This window comes from Cupriavidus basilensis, assembly GCF_029335485.1.
In the GTDB taxonomy this organism is placed as follows: Bacteria; Pseudomonadota; Gammaproteobacteria; order Burkholderiales; family Burkholderiaceae; genus Cupriavidus; species Cupriavidus basilensis_E.
This window is the reverse complement of sequence record NZ_JARJLM010000240.1, coordinates 1-21971: the sequence shown is the minus strand read 5'-3', so window position 1 is coordinate 21971 and position 21971 is coordinate 1. Positions and strand designations below refer to the sequence as shown.

The window sequence follows — 21971 nt, the reverse complement described above, 5'->3', positions numbered from 1 at the left end:
CAGCCAGATCTGGTGCAGCCAGATGCCCAACGCCGACACCAGGAAGCCACCGCTGAAGCAGCACACCGCCGTGAACATGGTGCGGCGCGGCCCGACCTTCTCCAGCCACTTGCCGGCAAAGGCGGCCGAGATGCCGAGGAAGAAGATCGCCAGCGAGAACACCCAGCCCAGCGTGGTCAGTTGCCAGTCGCCCGGGGCGGACTGCGTGACGCCGATGATCCGGGTCAGCGGCTCGTTGAAAACTGAGAAGGCATAGGCCTGGCCGATGCACAGGTGCACCGCCAGCGCGGCAGGCGGCACCATCCAGCGGTTGAAGCCCGGGCCGGCGATGATGGCCTCCTTGGAGAAGGCCGAGGGGCGCGGCGATAGCCGGGACGGCGGCGCATGTTGGGACCGCTGCTGCGAGGATTGCGACGGCGTTTGCGCTTGCGCGGGATATGACATGAAGTTGTCTCCTACCTGGAAGTGGCAGCCTCTTTTTGCGCGTGGTGCGATGGGCTGGAGTGCATCGTTCAGCAAGACCTGTGCCCATGGCGGATTCCGTTTGCCGTCAATGGTTTGCAGTGCGCTGACGGTGCCGCCAGGATAAGCCGTGGACAAAATGTCCTGCCGGCGGCCCCTCGCCTGGGCCAAACTGTCCATCTGCGGCCGCGATTTCCGCGGCTGGCTCGGTTTACTCCCAATACTGGCGGATGGTGCACTGTCGTTAGACTCTCCTCTTGCCCCCGCAACAACTAAAGTGATGAGCGAACGACAAAGCAACGCAGCCGAACCAGACAACTGGCAGCGCCGCGCGATCCTGGTGGTGGACGACGAGGCCGGCATGGGTTCGTTCCTGTCCCGCGCGCTGGAAGCCAAGGTGGACAGCGTGGTGACGGCCGACAGCGCCGAAGCGGGCGCCGCGCTGCTGGAGCAACGCCATTTCGACCTGATCCTGCTCGATGTGGCGCTGCCCGGCATCAGCGGGGTGGAGTGGCTCAAGGCACTGCGCGCGGCCGGCAACCCGGCCGATGTGATCCTGATGACCGCCTTCGCTGACATGGACACGGCGATCGCCGCACTACGCTCGGGCGCAGCGGACTTTATCGTCAAGCCGTTCCGCGTCGACCAGATGCTCAATGCCATCCAGCGCTGCTTCGACCGGACCCGGCTCGCGCGCGAGAACTACCTGCTGCGCCGCGAGCTGGACAAGTACACTATCCACAAACACTTCATCGGCGAGTCGGAAGCCATGAAGAAGGTCATGGCCCTGGTCGCGCGTGTGGCGCCGATGCCGTCGACGGTACTGGTGACGGGCGAGTCCGGCACCGGCAAGGAAGTGGTGGCGCGCGAGCTGCACCGGCTCAGCGGGCGGCAGGGCCAGTTCGTGCCGCTGAATTGCGGCGCGATGGCGCCCGACATCATCGAAAGCGAATTGTTCGGCCACGCCAAGGGTGCCTTCACCGGCGCGGCCGGGGCGCGTCACGGCCTGTTCCTCTATGCCGACGGCGGCACGCTGTTCCTGGACGAGATCTCGGAGCTGCCGTTGCCGATGCAGGCCAAGCTGTTGCGGGTGATTGAAGACCGGCGCATCCGGCCGCTCGGCAGCGAGCGCGAGATTGCCGTGGACGTGCGCATCGTCGCCGCCGGCAACCGCAACCTGGCCAACGAGGTTGCCGCCGGGCGCTTCCGGCAGGACCTGTACTACCGGCTCGACGTAGTGTCCGTCGCCATCCCGCCGTTGCGCACGCGGCCGGAAGACATCGTGCCGCTGGCCGAGCATTTCTCGGAACAGTTGTCCGCGCAGCTCGGACTGCCCCCAGTGCCGCAGTCGCCTTCATTGATCCGGCTGCTCAAGGGCTATGACTGGCCAGGCAATGCGCGCGAGCTGCGCAACCTGGTGGAGCGGGCATTGATCCTGGGCGAATACCCGGTCGAGTTGCTGGCGCAGCATGCCGATCCGGCGCAGGCCGGCCTGCCGGAAGAGGCCTGCGAGGACGCAGCCACGCCGGCCGACGACGCCACGTTGCTGGAGGCGGTGGAGCGGCGGCACATCCTGCAAGTGCTGGCGGCGGAGGGCGGCAACCGGGTGGAAGCAGCGCGCCGGCTGGGCATCTCGCGCCGCACCCTGGACCGGAAATGCCTGCAGTGGGGCCTGCGTCCTTGAGCCCGGCCGCGCTGCTGCGCCGCTATCGCGCCTCGCTGCGCGCCAAGCTTGTATCGATCGTGGTCGCGCCCCTGCTGGTGGCGCTGATGGCGCTCCTGTTGATCATGGGATTGTGGGGCAACCGCGCGTTCCAGGCGTTGCTGGCATACAAGGTCAACAGCGACCTGCTGGTCGCCCACGAGTACTTCGAGCATATGGTGGGTGGCGTGGGCGACCGTGTCCTGCAGGAGGCAAGGTCGTATGCGCTGGTGGACGGACTTGGCCGCCGCGACGCCTTGCCCGGCATCCTGGCCGACGCGCGGCGCACGCACGGGCTCGATTTCCTGCAGTTGCTCGACCCGCGAGGGCGGCTGCTTGCCGCTGCGCCAGCCGGCGCAGCAGGGGCCGACTATGCCGCCTGGCGCGTGGTGGCTAGTGCCGCGGCTGGCCGCGCGGACGCCGCCACGGACGTCTGGTCTGCCACGCAACTGGCCGCCGTTTCCGGCGAGCTTGCCCGGCGTGCACAGGTGGCGCTACGCCCCACCGTCAACGCAGCGGCGACCGACAGGACCCAGGAAACCCGCGGCATGGTGGTGCACGCGGCGGCACCGGTATTCGATGAAGCGGGCAAACTGGTGGCGATCCTGCACGGCGGCACACTGCTGAATAACAACCTTGGCTTTATCGACACGATCAACGCGCTGGTCTACCAGCCGGAATCCCTGCCTCGTGGCAGCCAGGGCACGGCGACCCTGTTCATGGACGACACGCGCATTGCCACCAATGTGCGGCTGTTCCATGGCGAGCGGGCGCTGGGCACGCGGGTCTCGCGCGAGGTGCGCGACAAGGTGCTGCTGCGCGGCGAGAAATGGCTGGACCTGGCCTTCGTCGTCAGCGACAGGTACATGAGCGCCTACGAGCCGATCGCCGACAGCCGCGGCCAGCGCATCGGCATGCTGTACGTGGGCTACCTGGCCAGGCCGATCAGCCAGGCCAAAGACCTGGCGCTGGGCGTGCTGGTGGGCTTGTTCCTGCTGCTGGCCGTGGCCGGGGCGCTGTTTTCGCTGCTATGGGCCAGGCGCGTGTTCGCGCCGATGGCACGGATGGTCGGCACCATGCGCGCGCTCAAGGCCGGCGATACGGAGGCACGGGTAGGCCCGGTGGGCAGCGAAGACGAACTGGGCCAGCTTGCCGGCCAGTTCGACCAGCTGCTGTCGGACCTGCAGCAGCGAAATGCCCAGCTCAAGGACTGGGCGGACTCACTCGATCGCAAGGTGGCCGAACGCACCCGCGAGCTGGAGGAATCCAACGCCGTCTTGCGGGCGGCCCGGCAGCAGCTGATCACGTCGGAAAAGCTCGCCGTCGCCGGGCAGCTTACCGCCGGCGTGGCGCATGAAGTCAACAATCCGATTGCCGTGATCCAGGGCAACCTGGACGTGGCACGCGAGATCCTGGGCCCGGCTGCGGAACCGGTCCGGCATGAACTGCGGCTGATCGACGAACAGGTCCGCCGTATTCAGCTGCTGACCAACCGGCTCCTGCAGTTTGTCCGGCCAGAAGCCTACGCCGGCAGTATCGAGAACCTGGATGTGGGCGAGGTCTCGGCAGGCTGCGTCGAACTGGTCCAGCACATGCTGAAGGGCGCCGCGATCCGGGTCGAACTGGACTGCCAGGCCACGCGGCAGGTGCGCATCAGCCGCAGCGAACTGCAGCAGGTGGTGGTCAACTTGCTGACCAATGCCATCCACGCCATGCCCGGGGGCGGCACGCTCACGCTGGGTACGCGCGATTGGGACGGGCGGGGCGTGACGCTTTATGTGCGCGACACCGGCCAGGGCATCGGGGAAGAAGACCTGCCCAACCTGTTCAACCCGTTCTTCACCACCAAGAAGCAGATGGGAACCGGGTTGGGTTTGTCGATCAGTTATGCGCTGGTGGAGCGGTATGGCGGCCGCATCACGGTGGAAAGCACGCTGGGGCAGGGCGCCGAATTCATCATGTGGCTGCGCGACGACGGGCTCCCGACGCAGTCAGAGGCAGGCGGCGAAGTGTGATGACGTGGCATGCGGCAGCGCCTTGCCGCTCGGCAGTTTGAGTGCCCGCTTTGGGTTGCGGTATCGGCCTCTCGACTCGAGAAAGGTCACCGCAGGCGGCCGTTCACGGCCAGAAGCAATCAATCGCATTCGACCAGCCCGTGACGCGCACCGCTCAAGCCAGGCACGCCATGCAGCACTATCGCTGTTCTTAGATAGGCCGTGCACTTTGCGCGCGTGTTCGATGCAGCTCCTGCGTTCAACTGGAGTCCCGTCACTGCCTCGAGTACCGCGCGCTTGAGCAGACGGTCTATTGGCGTGCAACGCGGCGCCAGTACAGTGTCGCCGCCAATACGCCCACCCACGCGATCGACACGCCGTAGTTGATGCGCTGATACAAGCCGAACGGACCGCCAGTTCCTGCGGTCTGGGCCATCAGCGGTAATGTCAACAAACAAAAGAGCGTTGTAACGGCCGACAGTGCACTGAGCCAACCAAGACCGAGCGCACGCTTTCCCAGCACGATCCACAGCGTATTGGCACTCAGTAATGACAATGCCATGACAAGGCCAGCCAAATTGTGGATCTGCTGGGACGACGACACGGCGTCCAGACGACATCCAGCATCGCAAGTCCACATCCCCGTCGCGACATTTCCCAAGCCGTGAATCAGTAGCAACACGGCGCTCACGCGGGCAAGCCGGTTCTCCGTAAATGTGCGCCATACGGCGCATCCGAACGAGACGAACCAGAACGCCAACGGGAAATTGTTGATCAGGGGCGACCACCGATGCGTCGGTGCACCCACGGCGCCAAGCTCGCTCATCGCTTGCCTGACGTGACTGTAGCCAGGGTAGTACAGCGACACGAGCGTGACGCCTGTCGCCAGCCAGAGCGGCGCCAACATGCCTGACAAATAACCGAAACGGGTCCAGCGGGATTGTGAACGAACTACTGTCATTTCAACTGTCGATAAGCCAACGAGCGCAGGAAGGACTCTCCCTCCTGCCAAATTGTGGGCCGGCATCGTTAAGGGCCGGCTCGTGACATTCAAGCCTCGCGCGGCGGCGCGAGGAATTTTCCGCCGATCGCCCACTCCGAGGCCAGCACGTCCGGGAAGACGACGTGGACGCTGTCGGGTGTACATTCGCAAGACGTCGTCATGGCTTGGGTGATCGCGTCGGCCACCTCCTGCTTTTGGGAGCGCGAGACACCATCGGCAGCCAGTCCACACTAAGCACGTAGTCCATCGCCGGGATCATGTCGAGATAGCCTGCGCTTGACAGGTCGCGCACCGTGTCAATAAATCCTTCCAACGGCCCAAGGGCGGCCCATACGCCTTTGCTGTACCGGTCGTTCCACGATTGAAACGCGAAATCGTGCGTGGTCACGAGCGTGCCGATTCGGTCAAACATGTCTTTTCCTTCGTTAAACCTTATCAGTTCGTTTCAGCGCCTCGATGGCCGCGATGCAGTCAGGGTCGCCGCAATCAGCCAAGCAATTCAGGCAATCTCCGCCACAGTCAGCACTCAGTGGATCGTTCGCGTTCTCCAGTGGCCTTCCGCACATCTGGCAACTGCGGCCGAGCGGTTCGCCGGGTTGTTGAGCGGGCTCCATCGCTATTCCTTCGGCCTAAACGTAATCGTGAAATCTGTCCGTTGGCCTTTCGGTGGCACGGGCAAAGGCGATGCATTTCTGATGGCACGAAGGACGGTGGAATTCCAGACGGGATTGTCACTGACTTCCTCTGTGCGGACCTGCAACACATTTCCTTCGCTGTCGATGAAGACCCGAACAACAACCTTTGGGTTCCTTTCTAAGTCTTCCAGTGCGCCTCCATAGGCTATAAAGGGACGGACTTGATCGCGGACGGCACTAGCGAAGTCTTCAATAGTGCCTGGAGCTACCGTACCGGCTGATGCCCCGGCGACCAGAGATTGCAGTCTTGCAAGAGCTGCCCTGCGATCATCTAGCGTCTGCCGAGGCGGGCTCGACGCGCTCTCGATTGTCAGATCATCTCCCTTCTTACTCGTTTGGGTCGAATCGAGTGCAAATGCTATTGGTTGAATCGCGGTTACCTTGTGCAACTTCCCGTCGGCGGTCTGGTAGGGGCGGCATCTCATGCTTAGCACGGCGAACTGTGCTGCCTTATCCAGCGATGCGAATCCAGAAGATCTGCGAATGCCCGCAAAACGCACCAAGCCACTTTCATCGGCGAGCAATCGAACCAATACTGTGCCAGACTGATTTTGGCGCCGAGCGGCAGCGGGATAAGTAACCCTCGGTAGGGTGCATGCGAGGTCGGTCAAGTTGACCTCGGCGACATGTCTTACGCCTGGGACTGGCTCAAGGGCGGCCTTGCATTCCGGTGAGTCTGCCTTGAATTGGCCTTTAGCGATCTCGGCATACTTCTGGATGGTCAGGCGATCTAAAAGCTTGAGGCCAAGTGGGGTGTTAAAGAACTGTCTTTCCGCATCCAAGTCTGCTTCCGTTCTAGACGAGACCGGCGACAGATTCCGTTGCCGATCCGCATAGCGCTGACCGGGCCCGCTTCCTAGAAAGTCCAAGGCCTCTTGAAATTCGGAGGCAGAAAAGTCCGACGCGACTACGCCGGCCAGCTTCTTGCCCAATGCCGATGGCGCCATCCACGCCGCACAGGGCAGCGCATCATCAGTGCGGCCCCAATCAGCCAGTAGTTGCTGCCGAACTTTGTCAGCGATGAATACTTGCGCAATTTCGGCCGTATTGGGTTGCGCCAAGACGTAAGTGGGGAAAATCGCGATCAGCGAATGAAGTACCGTCTTCGCCACGGCGCTAGCGAATTTCATGGACAATTTTCACGTTGAGCGAGAGTGCCACTATTTTCACATTTTTATTTCTGCTCGCGAGCCTGCTGATTCAAGTCATTGACGGCGCGGTGCGACAGTAGCACATGCAGGTCGGTGTCACCGAGAAGAATGTAGTCGTCGGCCACCTCAGTGCAACCAGCATCACGAAGCAACTGGATGGCCGCTTGAGAGAGTTTCGCCACTGCTTTTCCTTGTTGTCACAGGTACGACGCCAGGGCGTTCCTTAGATCCTGCTCCGCGAGATCTCCCGCATCCTTTCCCTCCGGCAGGTACACCACCTGGTTGGCGAACTTGGCCAGCTTCCGGCCGGCAGCATCTCCGTCGCACACGGCAACTGTGAGCTGCGGCAAGCAGGCGAGCCACTGACGCAGCGGCTTTGGATCACTGCCAAGCGTCGCGACGCACGAGAGTCCCAGGGAATGCAGCTTGCATGCGTCGAAGACACCCTCGCAAAGGAACAGAGGACTCCCAGCCTGCGCGGTTTCCAACCCCCAGACAGCCAACTCCGGTGTCCGTGCCCCATAGCGCGAGACGAACGTGAAGTAGCGTTGCTCGCGCGGATCTCCATCGTGAGCCTTCGGCCGATCCGGGCGGTAGGTCTGATAGCCGACCATTTGCCCCGACAGATTCCACAGAGCAAACGTCACGCTATCATCAGAGACAAACACGCCTCTGTAGCGTGCTGGGTCGAGCCCGCGCGCCGCCAAGTGCGTCCTCATTGCTTCCATGACGTCCTCCGTCTTTTTCCTAATCGCAGATAGCGATGATCTGGTTTAGCTGCTCACACGCCGCAGAGAAAACGTCTGCCGGAACTTGCTTCCACGGGTGAGCCTTCGCTCCACGGGCACGCCAGTCAAACGATTTTGGCTGGTGCGCGAGCACGTAGCTCGCCAGATTTTTCGGCCCCTTGAACTTGATCGCAAACGGATTGGTGTCGTTGAACTCGGCAGTCGTCATCGGGAGCCCAATCACAATGCCGGTCCGCTCGTTGAATGCCTTTGGCGACAGGACCAGCATGGGGTGCAGGTCCTTCATCTCACGACCCACTTGGGGGTTGCAATCGATCCAAATGATGTCGCGACGATCCGGCACCCATGAAGCTCCCGCCATCAGAACACCTCCGCACCGATACGGCCGGTAGCCATTGCTTCGCCGCCGTGCCTGGCCGGATCAAACAGCGCTAGCTTCTCGGTCAGCGTCAGTTTGCGCGGGCCAACTGGCTTAACGGTCACACCGACCTCATCGGTTGTGACCTGGACTTCCTGCCCGACCTCAAAATGTGCGGCCCGAGCAACCGCAGCAGGGATGCGAACCGCCAGGCTATTGCCCCACTGCTGGAGCGTGAGCGTTGCTGTCTTTGCCATGATGCAAACCTCCTGAATTCGTAGAAACCAGTTTAGACGAATCGCCCTTGGGTTTCAACATGTTTATACGCGCCCATGCGCAGAAGCGGGCGCGGGCTGACGGCCATGGCCAGGCTGCTATACGCAGGATCAGCGCACGCCTCCCCCTCAAAACATCGGCGGTGGCGGGTCGTGCTTTAGCGATCGCGCCCCCTTGCAAGTAGGGCGCGCACGCCTTCGGCGCCGCCAAGCAGAAGAATGGATTCGACGGCTTCGCCAGCAGCTTCGAAGTCGCGCTTGGTGACTTCGAGGTATGGGGAAACATGGTCGAGCTGTGAATGTCCAAGTAGCAATTGAACGGTGTCGAGGGAATGCCCCTGCGCGAGTAGCTTGCTGGCAAACGTCCGCCTTCCGGAATGGCTGCTGTAGCCCTTGCCGAGCCCTGCGGCGCGATAAAGGCCCGTCACATAGGTTTGCAGGCTGTCGGCGGCCAAGCAATAGACTTGCTCGTCGGCATCGTTGATTCGGCGCTTGATGCTCAGCTCGTAGGGGCCGCCCTTCTGCGTGAGGATAAGACACGTTCGGGGCATCGGACCACGATACATGCGACGGTCCAACGCCGTGCCCTTGTCGCGCCCCCATCGCCATTCGATATAGCGTTCCAGGGCGGCAACCGTTTTGGGATGGGTCAGATAAACGCACCGCTGACGGCAGCCTTTGGTGATCGCGGCCCTCAGGCTCACCTCATCTCGAATCTTGCCCGAAGGTAGCAAAACATCGGCTACTTCGATTCGGGCTATCTCCGATACTCGCATGCCACAGGTAAAGCCAAGAAGCAGTATGAGCACGTCGCGCTCCGGGTGCCGGTTGGTGGCCTCGATGACGCGGAGCAGGTGGCGGATTTGGGGAGGCTTGAGGGTCTTTGCGCGTTTGATTTCCATGGTTCCTCCGATCTCGGAATACGCTCGATTTCGAGCTGCGTTACGAGAGAGAAACGGCCAGCGCTCCTTTCCATGATAAACCGGCTTGTTTCCTGACTTCCTAGGAAAAACAGGAAATCTGGATACCCCTTACCGGTTTTGTCGATAGGTAAGTCAAAGCACTCGTTTCGCTAAGACGGCGCGCAGGTGCTCGCCCGCCTGTTACGGCCCCCTGCTGCCGTACGACCACGATTTGAGCCGCATAGCGATAGTGGGCATCCAACTTGCCTGCTAATGCCTGCTAGCGGTCCCCGTTGGCGGGCACGCACTTGAGCAAATGCGTGTCTGCGCAGAACCGCGGGCTCTTCTGGACTTCTCGTCCATCCCTTCAAAACTGGTAGGGACTATCGGCTACCTGGCAGCGGCATCGGCAACCGTGGTGCGTTGACAGGAGCGCATCATGGTCTGACTTCAGACAGGAACGCGAAGACCAGTGGCTACGGAATATGCGGCCGAAGTGGTGCAATCCATTGAGGACGAGAAGGGGGACGCTGCTGCGTCTTGGTCGCCGCTCCGTTCACTGTGGCGCGGGGCCGGTGGTGCCGCGGCGCGCCAGGCTCACCGGTAGCTCCGTTCGGCCTGGAATGGTGCCGTCCTGCGACCAGTCCAGCAGCGCGTGCGCGGCGAGCTCGCCAAGCTGACGGGTATGCAGGGAGATGGTGGTCAGCCCCGGCGCGATTTCGGCGGCGATCGGCAGGTCGTCGCAGCCGATGACCGATAGATCGTCGGGGACCCGTATGCCGAGTGAGGCGGCTTCAAAGAGGCATCCGAGCGCGAGTACGTCATTGCCGCAGAAGATAGCAGTGGGGCGCTCTGCGCCAACGCTCATCAGACGCTGCAACCCGGCCCGTCCGCCCGCGAAACCGTAGGGCTGCTCACAGATCGCGCCTGGCTGAGGAGCCAGGCCGTGTGCCTTCAACGTGTTGACGAAGCCCTCCACGCGTTGGCGTGCGCGGTCATTATGCCGTGTGATGCCGGAGATCATGCCGAAGCGGCGGTGGCCGAGCTCAAGCAGGTGGCGCGCGGCCATCGCGCCAATCTCGAAGTTGTCGAAGCCGATGCAAGGGTAGTCGTTGGACAGCGACCACGTCAGCAGGGCATGGATCCCGCTCTTTTCCAGAATCGAGAACGTTTCATGCGCATGCTCGCTGCCCACCAGCACCAAGGCGTCCACCGCGCGCTCCGATAAGGCGCGAACCACGGCGATCTCGCTTTTCAGGTTGTAGTTGTGGGTGGCCAAGAGCAACTGGTACCCGTGCTCGGCCAGGGTCGTCTGAAGACCTTGGATTGCATTTGAAAATATGGCGTTATCCAAAGTGGGTACCACCGCCCCGACCGTGCGCGAGCGCCCGGAGGCGAGCGTGCGTGCGGACGCGTCCGGTACATAGCCCAGCGCCGCAATGGCCGACTGGACCCGCTCAAGGGTCTTCTCCCGCACCACCGCGGGTGAGGAAAGGGCACGCGAGACGGTCGCCATCGATACGCCCGCGAGTTTCGCCACATCTTCTAACCTTGCACGCCGCACAGCCTCTGCTCCGTCTGTCGAATGGCGTCATTGTCTCCGATCTTCCCGCGCGCGGGTCGGGTGAATGGTGCGACGCAACATAGCGTTCCCGCTCAAACCACAGGAAAACCCTAGCTTGCATCGACTGGCCGGTGCACTATTCTTACGCATGAAAGCGCTTACATTCAATTTGAAGTGACATTGGATCGGAAGAGATTATGTGCTTTATCAGTGCATGAAATGCCGTTTCAATCATGATGATCAAGATTTGATAGCGCTTGCATATTTGACACCAACCTGCACTAGGGAAATCATGATCTACCTGAAGAAAGCCAACAAAACGCCGGAGACCGAAACGGCAACTGCCCAGCAAGTCGTGACGGAGATGTTGGCTCAGATCCGGACGCGCGGCGACGATGCCGTTCGCCAGTACGCCAGGGATTTGGATGGCTGGAGCGGCGACTTCATCCTTACGCCGGAGCAGATCCGGCGGCAAACCGCCGAGGTGCCGGCCGCGGTACGTGCCGACATCGACTTCGCCATCAAGCAGGTGCACGACTTCGCCATGGCGCAGCGCGAGTCGCTGCGCGAGTTTTCCGTGGAGCTGCATCCCGGCGTGACGGCGGGGCAGCGGGTGATTCCCGTCAATGTGGTTGGCTGTTACGCGCCAGCCGGGCGCTATGCGCATATCGCGTCGGCCTATATGGGCGTGGCCACGGCCAAAGCCGCGGGTGTGAAGACGGTGGTCGCGTGCTCCAGCCCGTTCCGGGGCCAGGGCATGCACCCCCACGTGCTCTATGCCTTTCAGGCGGCCGGCGCGGACGTGATCATGACGCTGGGCGGCGTGCAGGCCATTGCCTCGATGGCCTACGGGCTGTTCACCGGCAAGCCGGCCGATGTGGTGGTGGGGCCGGGCAACAAGTTCGTGGCGGAGGCCAAGCGAGCCCTGTTCGGCCAGGTTGGCATCGATGTGTTCGCTGGACCGTCGGAGGTGGCGGTGATCGCCGACGACAGTGCCGATCCCCGCATCGTTGCCAGCGACCTGGTCGGGCAGGCCGAGCACGGGCACGAGTCGCCGGCCTGGCTGTTCACGACTTCCCGCCAGTTGGCCGAGCGTGTCATAGCCCTGGTCCCCGAGCTGATCGCTGACCTGCCGCCCACGGCACGTGACGCGGCAGCGGCGGCCTGGCGCGACTACGGCGAAGTGATCCTGTGCGATAGCCGCGAAGAGGTGGTGGAGGTGTCCGACCGATATGCTTCCGAGCACCTGGAGGTACATGCCGACGACCTGGATTGGTGGCTCGCGCGGCTGACCTGCTACGGCTCGCTCTTCCTGGGCGAGGAAACCACGGTGGCTTTTGGCGACAAGACCAGCGGGCCTAACCACGTGCTGCCCACCAAGGGCGCGGCGCGTTACTCGGGCGGGCTGTCGGTACACAAGTTCATGAAGACGCTGACCTGGCAGAAGATGACACGCGAAGCCGCACAGCAGATCGGGCAAGTGACCGCGCGCATTTCCCGGCTGGAAGGCATGGAGGCGCATGCGCGTACCGCCGACGACCGGCTGGCCAAGTATTTCCCTGCCGAGCGCTTCGAAACCGGTGTTCCGGTCGAGGTTTGACAATGCCATATCCAACTATCACTTCGGCCGCCTTGCCGCCAGGGCTGGTACCGGATCTGCGAGGGCGGCAAGCCCTGGTGACTGGCGGCAGTTCCGGCATAGGCGAGGCCATCGCCACCGCGCTGGGGCTGGCCGGCGCGCGCGTGGTGCTGACCGCCCGGCGGCAGGGCCAGCTTGACGAAGCGGCGGCCCGGCTGGATGCACTGGGCATCACGGCCGAAACAGTGGCCGGCGATATGTCCGACCTCGACGCGCTGCCGGCGTTGTCGGAGGCTATCCTGCAGCGCTTCGGTGCCATCGATATCCTCGTCAACGCGGCGGGCATGAACCTGCGCGAGCCTTTCGGGGCGGTGACGCCGGCCAGTTGGCGCCTGCAACTGGATACGCACGTCGGCGCGCCCTTCTTCCTCACGCAGGGCCTGGCGCCCGCCATGCAGGCCCGCGGCTGGGGCCGCATCCTGAATATCGCGTCGCTCCAATCCCATCGGGCCTTCGCCAACAGCGCGCCGTACGGCGCCGCCAAAGGTGCGATCGTCCAGTTGACCCGCGCCATGGCCGAGCAGTGGTCGCCGCACGGCATCACCTGCAACGCAATCGGTCCGGGCTTCTTCCCGACGGCGCTGACCGGCCCGGTATTTGCCGACACCGAGCTAGCCGGCTATCACGCGGCGCGCACCTGCATGGGCCGCAACGGCGAACTGAAGGACCTGCACGGGCTGGCGGCCTTCCTCGCCAGCGATATGGCGGCCTACATCACCGGCCAGACCTTCATGGTGGATGGAGGCTACACGGCAAGGTAAACACGCAGACCATGGCGCCAGAAGTGCAGTCGCGCTTGCGCGCGGCGGCCGCCATGCCCTCTACATAAAAATACAAGGCAGGAGACAGGATCATGGATTCGACAGCGAGCAGAGGTGCGCCAGCGCACAAGCTGCGCAAGGTAGTCACATCGAGCACGATCGGCGCGATGGTGGAGTGGTACGATTTTTTCCTGTACGGCGTGGTCGCCGGACTGGTCTTCAACAAGCTGTATTTCCCCTCGGACGATCCTGTCGTGGGCACGCTGCTGGCCTATGCGACCTTCGCCGCGGGCTTTGTGGCACGTCCGCTCGGCGGCGTCATCTTCGGCCACTTCGGCGACACGCTGGGCCGCAAGCGTATGCTGGTCCTCACGCTGATGATCATGGGCGTGGCCACCACCGCCATCGGCCTGATTCCCACCTACGACCAGATCGGCGTCTGGGCGCCCATTTTGCTGCTGGTGTGCCGGCTGGCGCAGGGGATCGGCCTGGGCGGGGAGTGGGGCGGGGCGGTGCTGATGACCTTCGAGAGCGCGCCCAGCCATCGGCGCGGCTTCTTCGCAAGCCTGCCGCAGACCGGGATGTCGCTCGGTCTGGTGCTCGCCAGCGGCGTGATCGCCACCCTGTCTCTGCTGTTGTCGGACAAGGATTTCCTGGCCTGGGGCTGGCGCGTTGCCTTCCTGCTCAGCGCCGTGATGGTGGGCATCGGCTCCTATATGCGCTCGCATGTGGATGAGTCGCCCGAGTTTGCGCAGGCAAAGACGCGCGGCAAGCAGGCCCAGGGGCTGCCCTTCATGGCCATGCTGCGCCGCTATCCCCGCGTGGTGCTGGCCTGCATGGGCGCGCGCTTTATCGATGGCGTGTTCTTCAATGTATTCGGTGTCTATTCCCTGTCCTACCTGACCCAGACGCTGCAACTGTCGCGCAACCATGCTTTGCTGGGGGTGCTGATCGGCGCCGCCGTGATGACGTTCTTCATCCCGCTGTGGGGTGCGGTTTCGGATCGCGTGGGTCGTCCTCTGGTCTATGGCACAGGCGCGTTGCTGGCGGGCTTGTCGGCCTTTCCGGCGTTCTGGTTGATGGAGCACAGCAACGGGAATATCGCGCTGGTATGGGCCGCCATCATCATTCCCTTTGGCATCTTTCACGCCGCGGTGTTCGGCACCATGTCCTCGATGTTCTCCGAGGTGTTCGACGCCAGTGTGCGCTACACCGGGATTTCCTTCGTCTATCAGTTCGCCGGCGTGTTCGCCGGCGGCCTGACCCCGATCATTGCCACCTGGCTCAACGCCAAGGCTGGTGGGCAGCCCTGGTACCTGTGCATGTACGTGCTGGCGATCGGCCTCATGAGCGCGGCCTGCACCGCCTGGATTGCCGCCCACCGCGCCCGCGCGAGCGCGTTCACGCCTGCCAAGCTGGACGCCTGATGCACAACGCACGCATATCACTATTTCAGGAAGGAAACAGATGAAAGCGCTTGTCTACACCGAACCGAACCGCGTCGAGCTGCAGGAGCGCGAGATGCCGACATTGGTTGCCGGGGAGGCCGTGCTGCGGATCGATGCCACCGGCATCTGCGGGTCCGACATGCACGCCTACCATGGCCACGATCCGCGCCGCCAGCCGGGACTGGTGCTCGGGCACGAGTTTGCTGGAACCGTTGTGTCCTCCGCCGACGAGCGTGCGTTGCCGATTGGCACGCGCGTCACCGCGAACCCGCTGATTACCTGCGGCCATTGCGACTACTGCCTGCAGGGCCGCGACAACCTGTGCTCCAACCGCACCATGGTGGGCATGACCCGGCCCGGCTCATTCTCCGAATTCCTGTCGATACCGCTGGCCTGCGCGATTCCCCTGCCGGGCAGCCTGTCCAGCATCCACGCGGCCCTGACAGAGCCGGCGGCCACCGCGCTGCACGCGGTCAACCTGTCGATGCGCGCAATGGTCAGGCCGGTGCCGGAGGTGCGCACGCTGATTCTCGGCGGCGGGGCGATCGGCATGCTGGCTGCCGCCTTGCTGCGTTCCTATGGCTGCCGCGAGGTCACGGTGGCCGAGACCAACCCGCTGCGGCGCGCTTCGATTGCCGACAACCTGGGCTGCGCGACACTGGATCCGCGTACGCAAGCGCCGGCGGAGGCGGCATGGGATCTGGTGATCGACGCAGTAGGCGCCAAGGCGACGCGCAACACCGCACTGGCGGCCGCGCGTCCTGGTGGCGTCATCATGCACATCGGGCTACAGGACTGGGCCAGCGAGATCGATATGCGCAAGCTGACGCTGGCGGAACTGACGCTGCTGGGTACCTATACCTACACCATGGCCGACCTGCGCGCCACGGTGGCCGCGCTCGACGGCGGCGCCTTCGGCGACCTGGGCTGGGTGGAGACCCGAGCGCTGGAGGATGGCGCGCAGGCCTTCCGCGATCTTGATGGCGGGAAGGTGGCGGGAGCCAAGGTGGTGCTGCTGCCCGAAGCCGCAATGGTCTGATTTTCCAGCAAACCTGTACACGCGCGCTGCCGCGGCTTCGCCCGCGGCATTTTCTCCAAACCAGTACCGGTATCGCACGTTCGCGCTTGTTGCAGGCGCGCGCGTGTCGTTTCGTGCCCGATCGACGCAGGCGGGACCGTATCGCTCCAGCGCTCAGGTTCTTTCTTGCGCCACAGCACATCTACCTACCAATGCAAGTCATATATATGAGCTAGTTGACATGGATGAATTTGGATTCTATGATCATTCCACACCCCAACCAGACCGCGAGGAGACAAAGATGATTCACGTTGTATTGCATGACGCCAAGGACACGGTGGCAGTGGCCGTGGTGGAAGGAATCGAGGCCGGTACCGAGCTGAACGCCTGGATCATGGACGAGGACCGCACGATCTCGGTGAAGGCGCTGCAGGCGATCCCGATGGGCCACAAGGTCGCGCTGCGCGACATGGCGGTAAGCGACACGGTCTACAAGTACGGGATCGACATAGGCAAGGTCGTGGCACCGATCAAGGCAGGCGAGCACGCGCACGTCCACAACATCAAGACCAAGCGCTGGTAAGCCACCCGGCCATTCATTCCGCTAGAAAAATCCCAAAGACTGCACAGAGAAAGCCATGACGATCATCGACCGCAACACCACCTTCTGGGGCTATCGCCGCGACAATAACCGTGTGGGCGTGCGCAACCACGTCATCATCCTGCCGCTGGACGACCTCTCCAACGCCGCCGCCGAGGCGGTCGCCGCTGCCATCAAGGGCACCATGGCGATCCCCCATCCCTATGGCCGCCTCCAGTTCGGTCCGGACCTGGACCTGCACTTCCGCACCCTGATCGGTGCCGGCAGCAACCCCAATGTGGCTGCGGTGGTGGTGATCGGCATCGAGGACGGCTGGACCAAGAAAGTGGTCGACGGTATCGCCAAGACTGGCAAGCCGGTGGTCGGCTTCGGCATCGAGGGCCACGGCGACCATGACACCATCATGCGCGCCTCCAAGGCCGCCAAGGAATTCGTGCAATACGCCACGGCGCTGCACCGGGTGGAATGCCCGATCAGCGACCTGTGGGTCTCGACCAAGTGCGGTGAGTCCGATACCACCTCCGGCTGCGGCGCCAACCCCACCGTAGGCAACGCCTTCGACAAGCTGCATCCGCTCGGTACCACGCTGGTGTTCGGCGAAACCTCCGAGCTGACCGGCGGCGAGCACATCGTGGCCGCACGCTGTGCCAACGACAAGGTGCGCGACGAGTTCATGGCGATGTTCAACCGCTACCAGGGCATGATCGACCGCTGGAAGACCACCGACCTGTCCGAGTCGCAGCCGACCAAGGGCAACATCGCCGGCGGCCTGACCACCATCGAGGAGAAGGCGCTAGGCAATATCCAGAAGATCGGCAAGAAGTGCACCGTCGATGGCGTGCTGGACAAGGCCGAAGAGCCGACCGGTCCGGGGCTGTGGTTCATGGATTCGTCTTCCGCCGCGGCCGAGATGGTGACGCTGTGCGCTGCTTCGGGCTATGTGGTGCACTTCTTCCCGACCGGGCAGGGCAACGTCATCGGCAATCCGATCGTGCCGGTGATCAAGCTGTGCGCCAACCCGCGTACCGTGCGCCTGATGAGCGAACACATGGATGTGGATTGCTCGGGCCTGCTGCAGCGCGAGCTGACGCTGGACCAGACCGGCGACAAGCTGCTCGAATGCATGTTGGCCACGATCAACGGACGCTGGACCGCCGCAGAGGCGCTGGGCCACCGCGAATTCGTCCTGACCCGCATCCACGAGTCCGCATGATGGAGCGCATCTGCGTTAGCGAGTTCATGGCCCCCGATGCCGTGGCAGTGCTGGCCGCAGGGTTCGACCTGCAGTACGAGCCCGGCTGGGTTGACCGCCGCGCCGACCTGCTGGCCGCGGTCGGCCAGGCCAGCGCGCTGGTGGTGCGCAACCACACCCAGGTGGACGCCGCGCTGCTGGCGGCAGCGCCCGCTTTGCGTGTGGTGGGACGGCTGGGTGTGGGGCTGGACAATATCGACGTGAAGGCCTGCCAGGCGCGCGGGATCCGCGTAATTCCGGCCACCGGCGCCAACGCTCGTTCGGTCGCGGAATATGTGGTGACCACGGCGCTGATGCTGCTGCGCGGCGCCTATGGCAGCCACGGGGCGATGGTGGCGGGGCAGTGGCCGCGCGCGGCGTTGTCGGAAGGGAGGGAGGTGCTGGGCAAGGTGCTGGGACTGATCGGATTCGGCGATATCGGCCGGCAGACGGCGGCGCTGGCTCAGGCGCTGGGCATGCGCGTGGTGGCCTTCGATCCGTTGATGACGCCAGAGGATCCTGTGTGGAAAGACAGCGGGGTCACGCCGCTGGCACTCGATGCGCTGCTGGCACGAGCGGATGCGGTCAGCCTGCACGTGCCGCTGGTGCCGGCCACCCAGCATCTGATCGACGCCGAGCGGCTGGCGGCGATGAAGCCCGGCACGGTGCTGATCAACAGCGCGCGCGGCGGGGTGGTCGACGAGGCCGCCCTGGCCGAAGCGCTGCGCTCCGGGCGGCTGGCGGGCGCGGCGCTGGATGTGTTCGAGCACGAACCGCTGCCGGCCAAGTCGGCACTGACCGATGCACCGAACCTGATCCTGACGCCGCATATCGGCGGCGTCACGCGCGAGGCCAATGCCCGCGTTTCCATGTTGATCGCGCAGCAGGTGCGCCAAGCGCTGGAGGGCGAACGATGAGCCGGCTCGATGTGGACACGCTGACGCAGCTGGCGGCGCGCGCCTTGCGCAGCGCTGGCGCCAGCCGATTGCAGGCCAGCGCCACGGCAGCGGCGCTGGTGCGGGCAGATGCGACCGGATTGCCTTCACATGGCGTCTCTCGGGTGCCAATGTACGTGGCGCACCTGCGGCGCGATCGCGTAGACGGGCGCGCCGTGCCCGCCGTGCGCCGGCAGCAGTCCAGCGCGGTGCTGGTGGATGCTGGCAGTGGCTTCGCATTCCCCGCCTGTATGTTGGCGGTGGCCGAAGCGATGGAGCGGGCCCGTGCCACGGGCGTGGGGGTTGCCGCAGTGACGAACAGCCACCACTTTGGCGCGGCGGCGATTCATCTCGACGCCGTCGCGGCGGCGGGCATGGTCGGCCTGGCGCTGGGCAACTCGCCCGCGGCGATGCCGGCATGGGGCGGGCGCAAGCCGCTCTTCGGCACCAATCCGATCGCCGCCGCGTTCCCGCGGCGCGGGGCGCCGCCGGTCGTGATCGATCTGTCGTTGTCGGAAGTGGCGCGCGGCAAGATCATGGTCGCGGCGAAACAGGGTAAGCCGATACCGCTAGGCTGGGCACTCGATGAAGAGGGCCGGCCCACCACCGACGCGAAAGCCGCGCTGCGCGGCTCGATGCTGCCCGCGGGCGGGGTCAAGGGTGCAATGCTGGCGCTAATGGTGGAGTTGCTGGTTGTCTCGCTGGCTGGCGCGCAGTTTGGTGCGGAGGCGGACTCCTTCTTCGAGGACGAGGGAAACCGGCCGCGTATCGGACAGCTGTTCCTGGTGCTGGATCCGGCGGCTTTCGGCGGCGACGAGGTGTACTACGGCAGGGTGGAGGCACTGTTGGCGGCCATGCTGGCTGATCCTGGCACGCGCCTGCCTGGCGCACGCCGACAGGCCACGGAAGCCGAGGCAGCGGCGCAAGGCATCGAGGTGCCGGACGTACTTCTGGCTGAACTGCAGGCCCTGGCCGGGGAGGGCATGAAGTAACGTCCGGCACACCAATAAAACGCCCGCCATGGACGGGCGCATCCATACACACAGGAGACACAACATGCACCGATTTCTGGTCCGGCTTCTGGCCGGCCTGTCTGTCGCGCTGCTCGTCACGCCGGTACTTGGCCAGAGTGCGGCGGCGCCCGTCGATTATCCAAGCAAGCCCATTCGCTATGTGGTGCCGTTCGCAGCCGGCGGACTGACCGACATCATGGCGCGCCTTGTCGGACACCAGCTCTCCGAGGATTGGAGGAAGCCGGTGGTGGTGGACAACAAGCCCGGCGGGAACGCCAATATCGGTGCGGACCAGGTGGCCAAGGCGCCGGCCGATGGCTATACCTGGCTGGCAGTGACCCTGACCCATGCGGCTAATGTCACGCTGTTTCCCAAGCTGCCGTTCAATATGCAGAAAGACCTGGTGCCGGTGGCGCGCATCGCGTCGTCGCCTATGCTGGTGGTGGTCCCGATGAACTCGCCGATCAAGTCGATGAAGGACCTGGCCGAAGTGGCGCGCCACGGCAAGCTGAATGCCGGATCGAGCGGCAACGGCACGCCGCCGCACCTGACCCTGGCGCTGTTCGAAGACCTGGCCAAGGCGGACCTGACGCACATACCCTACAAGGGCGGCGCGCCGTCCTTGACGGACCTGATCGGTGGGCAGATCGACGTGGTGTTCTCTAACTTCCCGGAATCGCTGCAGTATGTGAAGGGTGGCAAGCTGCGTGCGCTGGCGGTGACCGCACGCGAACGCCATCCGCTTCTGCCGGGTGTGCCCACGGTGGTGGAGAGCGGCTTCCCCGACCTGATCGTGGAGAACTGGACTGGCGTGATGATGCCGGCGGGCACCCCCCGGCCGGTGCAGGAAAAGGTAGGCGCATCGGTGGCGAAGATGCTGGAATCGAAGGACATACGGGACCGGATTACCGCAGCCGGGTTTACGCCGGCACCGCAGGCCAACGCCGCGTTCACCGAGTACTTCAACGGCGAAGTGTCGCGCTGGGCCCGCGTGATCGTCGATAAGCAGATCCGGGCCGAATGATCCGGTCGATCCGACTGCAAGCCAGGAGGGGCGGCCTGTCCTGGCCGCCGTCTCATTCCTAAGTGGCAGAATTTTGCGGAAAGCGCATGATGAAAATCGGGATCCCGCGGGAAACGCGGGCAGGGGAAACACGCGTCGCGGCTACGCCGGAGACCGTTAAGAAGTACGTCGCACAGGGCCACCAGGTGATTGTCGAGTCAGGCGCCGGCGTGCGTGCGAGCCTGCCGGATTCTGTCTACGAGGCCGTCGGCGCGCGCATCGGCACGGCCGCACAGGCGTTCGAAGGGGATCTGGTGCTCAAGGTGGGCGCCCCGGATGGTGCTGAGCTTGCGCTGATGAAGCCGGGCACCGTGCTGATCGGCATGCTCAATCCATTCGACGCGGAGAACAACGCATGCATGACCGCAGCCGGGATTGTCGCCTTCGCGCTGGAAGCCACGCCGCGCACCACGCGCGCGCAGAGCATGGACGTGTTGTCTTCGCAGGCCAATATCGCTGGCTACAAGGCCGTGCTGATCGCCGCCCACCACTACCAGCGGTTCATGCCCATGTTGATGACGGCCGCGGGCACCGTCAAGGCCGCGCGCGTGCTGGTCCTCGGCGCCGGCGTGGCGGGGCTGCAGGCCATCGCCACCGCCAAGCGGCTGGGCGCGGTGATCGAAGCCTCCGACGTGCGTCCCGCCGTCAAGGAGCAGATCGAATCGCTGGGCGCGAAGTTCCTCGATGTGCCGTTCGTCACCGATGAAGAGCGCGAGATCGCGCAGGGCGAGGGCGGCTATGCACGTCCGATGCCGGCGGACTGGATGCGGCGCCAGGCCGAACTGGTGCACGAGCGCGCCAAGGCCGCCGACATCGTCATCACCACGGCGCTGATCCCGGGCCGGCAGGCGCCGGTGCTGCTCCGGGATGAGACCGTGCGGGCCATGAAGCCCGGCTCCGTGGTGGTCGACCTGGCTGCCGCGCAAGGCGGCAACTGCCCGCTCACGGTGGCCGACGAAGTGGTGGAGCGCTACGGCGTCACGCTGATCGGGCACACCAACCTGGCCAGCATGGTGGCGGCCGACGCTTCGGCACTCTATGCACGCAATGTGCTCGACTTTCTCAAGTTGATCGTCAAAGACGGCAAGTTGGCCGTCGACCGGGGGGACGACATCGTCGCCGCCTGCCTGATGACCAAGGACGCTGAACAGGCGCTGGCACAGTAAGCAACCTCCAAGGAATCCTTCATGGAAGGCATTAACCACACGGTGATCAACCTGATCATCTTCGTGCTAGCGATCTACGTGGGCTACCACGTGGTCTGGACGGTAACGCCCGCCCTGCACACCCCGCTGATGGCCGTGACCAATGCGATCTCGGCCATCATCATCGTCGGCGCCATGCTGGCGGCCGGCCTGACCGAGGGCGCGGTGGGCCGCACCATGGGCACGCTGGCGGTGGCGCTCG

Annotated in this window: 23 protein-coding genes and 1 pseudogene; 13 read left to right on the top strand and 11 right to left on the bottom strand. The window is 64.1% G+C overall.

What is annotated here, in order from left to right:
- A pseudogene (locus P3W85_RS14020) lies at positions 1-444 on the bottom strand (MFS transporter); the annotation flags it as partial.
- 298 nt (positions 445-742) lie between these two features.
- On the opposite strand from P3W85_RS14020, the gene P3W85_RS14015 reads away from it, so the two are divergent.
- Positions 743-2146 carry a sigma-54-dependent transcriptional regulator gene (locus P3W85_RS14015; protein WP_276265222.1) on the top strand — a complete coding sequence of 468 codons (1404 nt, stop codon included), beginning with the start codon at positions 743-745 and terminating at the stop codon, positions 2144-2146.
- Entirely contained in the window at positions 2119-4179 is a 2061-nt protein-coding gene (locus tag P3W85_RS14010) for a sensor histidine kinase (protein ID WP_276265221.1), read from the top strand. The genes P3W85_RS14015 and P3W85_RS14010 overlap by 28 nt, the downstream gene beginning before the upstream one ends.
- Before the next feature lie 289 nt (positions 4180-4468).
- Here the strand turns inward: P3W85_RS14010 and P3W85_RS14005 are convergent, their stop codons facing one another.
- From P3W85_RS14005 to P3W85_RS13965, 10 genes are all read right to left on the bottom strand, one after another.
- The gene (locus tag P3W85_RS14005; protein ID WP_276265220.1) at positions 4469-5119 is read right to left on the bottom strand and encodes a DUF998 domain-containing protein; all 651 of its coding nucleotides are present in this window, start codon (positions 5117-5119) and stop codon (positions 4469-4471) included.
- Positions 5120-5208: 89 nt separating this feature from the next.
- A complete protein-coding gene (locus tag P3W85_RS45510; protein ID WP_430869544.1) occupies positions 5209-5322 on the bottom strand; it encodes a hypothetical protein in 114 nt (37 codons plus the stop codon).
- Positions 5319-5573, bottom strand: coding sequence for a hypothetical protein (locus tag P3W85_RS14000; RefSeq protein WP_276265219.1), 255 nt, complete (start codon positions 5571-5573; stop codon positions 5319-5321). The genes P3W85_RS45510 and P3W85_RS14000 overlap by 4 nt, the downstream gene beginning before the upstream one ends.
- A gap of 204 nt (positions 5574-5777) precedes the next feature.
- Positions 5778-6986, bottom strand: a complete 1209-nt coding sequence (locus P3W85_RS13995; protein WP_276265218.1) for a TonB family protein — start codon at positions 6984-6986, stop codon at positions 5778-5780.
- A 44-nt stretch (positions 6987-7030) separates the two neighbouring features.
- Positions 7031-7189, bottom strand: coding sequence for a hypothetical protein (locus P3W85_RS13990; protein WP_276265217.1), 159 nt, complete (start codon positions 7187-7189; stop codon positions 7031-7033).
- A gap of 15 nt (positions 7190-7204) precedes the next feature.
- The gene (locus tag P3W85_RS13985) at positions 7205-7735 is read right to left on the bottom strand and encodes a toprim domain-containing protein (RefSeq protein ID WP_017229421.1); all 531 of its coding nucleotides are present in this window, start codon (positions 7733-7735) and stop codon (positions 7205-7207) included.
- Positions 7736-7754: 19 nt separating this feature from the next.
- Complete coding sequence (locus tag P3W85_RS13980; RefSeq protein ID WP_017229422.1) at positions 7755-8117, bottom strand: type II toxin-antitoxin system PemK/MazF family toxin; 363 nt, start codon at positions 8115-8117, stop codon at positions 7755-7757.
- Entirely contained in the window at positions 8117-8371 is a 255-nt protein-coding gene (locus tag P3W85_RS13975) for an AbrB/MazE/SpoVT family DNA-binding domain-containing protein (protein WP_276265216.1), read from the bottom strand. The genes P3W85_RS13980 and P3W85_RS13975 overlap by 1 nt, the downstream gene beginning before the upstream one ends.
- Positions 8372-8547: 176 nt before the next feature.
- Entirely contained in the window at positions 8548-9291 is a 744-nt protein-coding gene (locus tag P3W85_RS13970; RefSeq protein WP_276265215.1) for a tyrosine-type recombinase/integrase, read from the bottom strand.
- Positions 9292-9847: 556 nt separating this feature from the next.
- On the bottom strand, positions 9848-10831 hold the full coding sequence (locus P3W85_RS13965) for a LacI family DNA-binding transcriptional regulator (RefSeq protein WP_276265214.1): 984 nt from the start codon (positions 10829-10831) through the stop codon (positions 9848-9850).
- Between the two features lie 313 nt (positions 10832-11144).
- Here P3W85_RS13965 and hisD point away from each other — a divergent pair, with 313 nt between their 5' ends.
- From hisD to P3W85_RS13910, 11 genes are all read left to right on the top strand, one after another.
- Entirely contained in the window at positions 11145-12455 is a 1311-nt protein-coding gene (gene hisD / locus P3W85_RS13960) for a histidinol dehydrogenase (RefSeq protein ID WP_276265226.1), read from the top strand.
- 2 nt (positions 12456-12457) lie between these two features.
- Positions 12458-13255, top strand: coding sequence for a (S)-sulfopropanediol 2-dehydrogenase HpsO (gene hpsO, locus P3W85_RS13955; protein ID WP_276265213.1), 798 nt, complete (start codon positions 12458-12460; stop codon positions 13253-13255).
- A gap of 92 nt (positions 13256-13347) precedes the next feature.
- The gene (locus P3W85_RS13950; RefSeq protein WP_017229428.1) at positions 13348-14682 is read left to right on the top strand and encodes an MFS transporter; all 1335 of its coding nucleotides are present in this window, start codon (positions 13348-13350) and stop codon (positions 14680-14682) included.
- 40 nt (positions 14683-14722) lie between these two features.
- Positions 14723-15742, top strand: coding sequence for a galactitol-1-phosphate 5-dehydrogenase (locus tag P3W85_RS13945; protein ID WP_276265212.1), 1020 nt, complete (start codon positions 14723-14725; stop codon positions 15740-15742).
- A 280-nt stretch (positions 15743-16022) separates the two neighbouring features.
- Positions 16023-16304: a UxaA family hydrolase gene (locus P3W85_RS13940; protein ID WP_017229430.1), complete on the top strand. Its 282-nt coding sequence runs from the start codon at positions 16023-16025 to the stop codon at positions 16302-16304.
- A gap of 55 nt (positions 16305-16359) precedes the next feature.
- The gene (locus P3W85_RS13935; RefSeq protein WP_017229431.1) at positions 16360-17535 is read left to right on the top strand and encodes a UxaA family hydrolase; all 1176 of its coding nucleotides are present in this window, start codon (positions 16360-16362) and stop codon (positions 17533-17535) included.
- The gene (locus tag P3W85_RS13930) at positions 17535-18470 is read left to right on the top strand and encodes a hydroxyacid dehydrogenase (protein WP_276265225.1); all 936 of its coding nucleotides are present in this window, start codon (positions 17535-17537) and stop codon (positions 18468-18470) included. Before P3W85_RS13935 ends, P3W85_RS13930 begins: the two co-directional genes overlap by 1 nt.
- Positions 18467-19480, top strand: coding sequence for an Ldh family oxidoreductase (locus P3W85_RS13925; RefSeq protein ID WP_276265211.1), 1014 nt, complete (start codon positions 18467-18469; stop codon positions 19478-19480). Before P3W85_RS13930 ends, P3W85_RS13925 begins: the two co-directional genes overlap by 4 nt.
- 64 nt (positions 19481-19544) lie before the next feature.
- The gene (locus P3W85_RS13920; RefSeq protein WP_276265210.1) at positions 19545-20525 is read left to right on the top strand and encodes a Bug family tripartite tricarboxylate transporter substrate binding protein; all 981 of its coding nucleotides are present in this window, start codon (positions 19545-19547) and stop codon (positions 20523-20525) included.
- An 89-nt stretch (positions 20526-20614) separates the two neighbouring features.
- Positions 20615-21730, top strand: a complete 1116-nt coding sequence (locus P3W85_RS13915) for a Re/Si-specific NAD(P)(+) transhydrogenase subunit alpha (protein ID WP_276265224.1) — start codon at positions 20615-20617, stop codon at positions 21728-21730.
- A gap of 21 nt (positions 21731-21751) precedes the next feature.
- On the top strand, positions 21752-21971 hold a 220-nt coding region (locus tag P3W85_RS13910; RefSeq protein ID WP_276265209.1), incomplete at its 3' end, for a proton-translocating transhydrogenase family protein.

Excerpts from the sequence above, each read along its gene's own strand:
- P3W85_RS13970 (WP_276265215.1), bottom strand. The coding sequence starts at position 9,291 with ATGGAAATCAAACGCGCAAAGACCCTCAAGCCTCCCCAAATCCGCCAC.
- P3W85_RS13945 (WP_276265212.1), top strand. The coding sequence starts at position 14,723 with ATGAAAGCGCTTGTCTACACCGAACCGAACCGCGTCGAGCTGCAGGAG.
- hpsO (WP_276265213.1), top strand. The coding sequence starts at position 12,458 with ATGCCATATCCAACTATCACTTCGGCCGCCTTGCCGCCAGGGCTGGTA.
- P3W85_RS13920 (WP_276265210.1), top strand. The coding sequence starts at position 19,545 with ATGCACCGATTTCTGGTCCGGCTTCTGGCCGGCCTGTCTGTCGCGCTG.
- P3W85_RS13935 (WP_017229431.1), top strand. The coding sequence starts at position 16,360 with ATGACGATCATCGACCGCAACACCACCTTCTGGGGCTATCGCCGCGAC.
- P3W85_RS13940 (WP_017229430.1), top strand. The coding sequence starts at position 16,023 with ATGATTCACGTTGTATTGCATGACGCCAAGGACACGGTGGCAGTGGCC.
- P3W85_RS14000 (WP_276265219.1), bottom strand. The coding sequence starts at position 5,573 with ATGTTTGACCGAATCGGCACGCTCGTGACCACGCACGATTTCGCGTTT.
- P3W85_RS14010 (WP_276265221.1), top strand. The coding sequence starts at position 2,119 with ATGCCTGCAGTGGGGCCTGCGTCCTTGAGCCCGGCCGCGCTGCTGCGC.
- P3W85_RS13930 (WP_276265225.1), top strand. The coding sequence starts at position 17,535 with ATGGAGCGCATCTGCGTTAGCGAGTTCATGGCCCCCGATGCCGTGGCA.
- P3W85_RS45510 (WP_430869544.1), bottom strand. The coding sequence starts at position 5,322 with ATGACGACGTCTTGCGAATGTACACCCGACAGCGTCCACGTCGTCTTC.
- P3W85_RS13925 (WP_276265211.1), top strand. The coding sequence starts at position 18,467 with ATGAGCCGGCTCGATGTGGACACGCTGACGCAGCTGGCGGCGCGCGCC.
- P3W85_RS13995 (WP_276265218.1), bottom strand. The coding sequence starts at position 6,986 with ATGAAATTCGCTAGCGCCGTGGCGAAGACGGTACTTCATTCGCTGATC.
- P3W85_RS13975 (WP_276265216.1), bottom strand. The coding sequence starts at position 8,371 with ATGGCAAAGACAGCAACGCTCACGCTCCAGCAGTGGGGCAATAGCCTG.
- P3W85_RS13985 (WP_017229421.1), bottom strand. The coding sequence starts at position 7,735 with ATGGAAGCAATGAGGACGCACTTGGCGGCGCGCGGGCTCGACCCAGCA.
- P3W85_RS14005 (WP_276265220.1), bottom strand. The coding sequence starts at position 5,119 with ATGACAGTAGTTCGTTCACAATCCCGCTGGACCCGTTTCGGTTATTTG.
- P3W85_RS13950 (WP_017229428.1), top strand. The coding sequence starts at position 13,348 with ATGGATTCGACAGCGAGCAGAGGTGCGCCAGCGCACAAGCTGCGCAAG.
- P3W85_RS14015 (WP_276265222.1), top strand. The coding sequence starts at position 743 with ATGAGCGAACGACAAAGCAACGCAGCCGAACCAGACAACTGGCAGCGC.
- P3W85_RS13915 (WP_276265224.1), top strand. The coding sequence starts at position 20,615 with ATGAAAATCGGGATCCCGCGGGAAACGCGGGCAGGGGAAACACGCGTC.
- P3W85_RS13980 (WP_017229422.1), bottom strand. The coding sequence starts at position 8,117 with ATGGCGGGAGCTTCATGGGTGCCGGATCGTCGCGACATCATTTGGATC.